This is a genomic window from Priestia sp. BR_2, assembly GCF_041954005.1.
GTDB classification, from domain to species: Bacteria; Bacillota; Bacilli; order Paenibacillales; family Paenibacillaceae; genus Paenibacillus_AQ; species Paenibacillus_AQ lautus_A.
This window is the reverse complement of sequence record NZ_JAVFHM010000349.1, coordinates 1-836: the sequence shown is the minus strand read 5'-3', so window position 1 is coordinate 836 and position 836 is coordinate 1. Positions and strand designations below refer to the sequence as shown.

Here is an 836-nt window from a genome sequence, read left to right as displayed (position 1 = left end):
AAGGGTCAAATGTGGATAAGAGACAGGTATTGCCAAATGCGCCAGAAGTAAACGACATCACATCAGAAGATGCGAAGATTACCGGGAAAGCAGCACCTGGAAGTCGTGTATGTGAAAAAAGGCTCAACGTTGTTAGGGCGTAGTACAGTATCCAGTCAAGGTACATACTCAGTATCTATACAGCCGCAGGCAGCTAAAACTAAAATTGGCGTAGTGGTTAAAGATAGCGTGGGATACAGTGCTTACACGTATAAAACAGTTATACAAAAAGTAACAAAACCACAAGCGCCAACCATTAACAAAATCTATGATCAAGATACATCAGTCAGCGGAACAGCTGAAGCAAACAGTATTGTCTATGTGAAAAAAGGATCAGCGGTGCTAGGAAGAGGAGTAGCAACCAAGCAAGGAACGTATAGTATTGCCATAGCATCTCAACCCGCTAATACAAAACTAGGCGTAACGGTGAAAAACAGCGCTGGGTATAGTAGCTATACATACAGTACGGTTTTAAAAATTGTTCAAAAACCAGATGCTCCCGTTATCCACACAGTGACTGACCAAGATACAAATGTAACAGGTATAGCTGAAGCAAACAGTATTGTGTACGTAAAAAAAGGCTCAACAGTGTTAGGAAGAGGAGTAGCAACCAAGCAAGGAACGTATAGCATTGCAATAGCTCCTCAAGCGGCTACTACAAAACTAGGCGTAACGGTAAAAAATAGCGCTGGGTACAGTGCGTACACATACAGTACAGTGGTAGCAAAATACAAAGCATCTAATGCACCAGTCGTTAGTGACATCACGGGCGAATCCCTGTCGCGTATACAAATCTT

Annotated in this window: 1 protein-coding gene; it reads left to right on the top strand. The window is 42.5% G+C overall.

All coding sequences use genetic code 11. From position 1 onward, the window contains the following. Positions 1–111: 111 nt before the first annotated feature. Positions 112–836, top strand: a 725-nt coding sequence (locus tag RB298_RS31070; protein ID WP_486050192.1) for an Ig-like domain-containing protein, incomplete at its 3' end; no start/stop codon positions are given.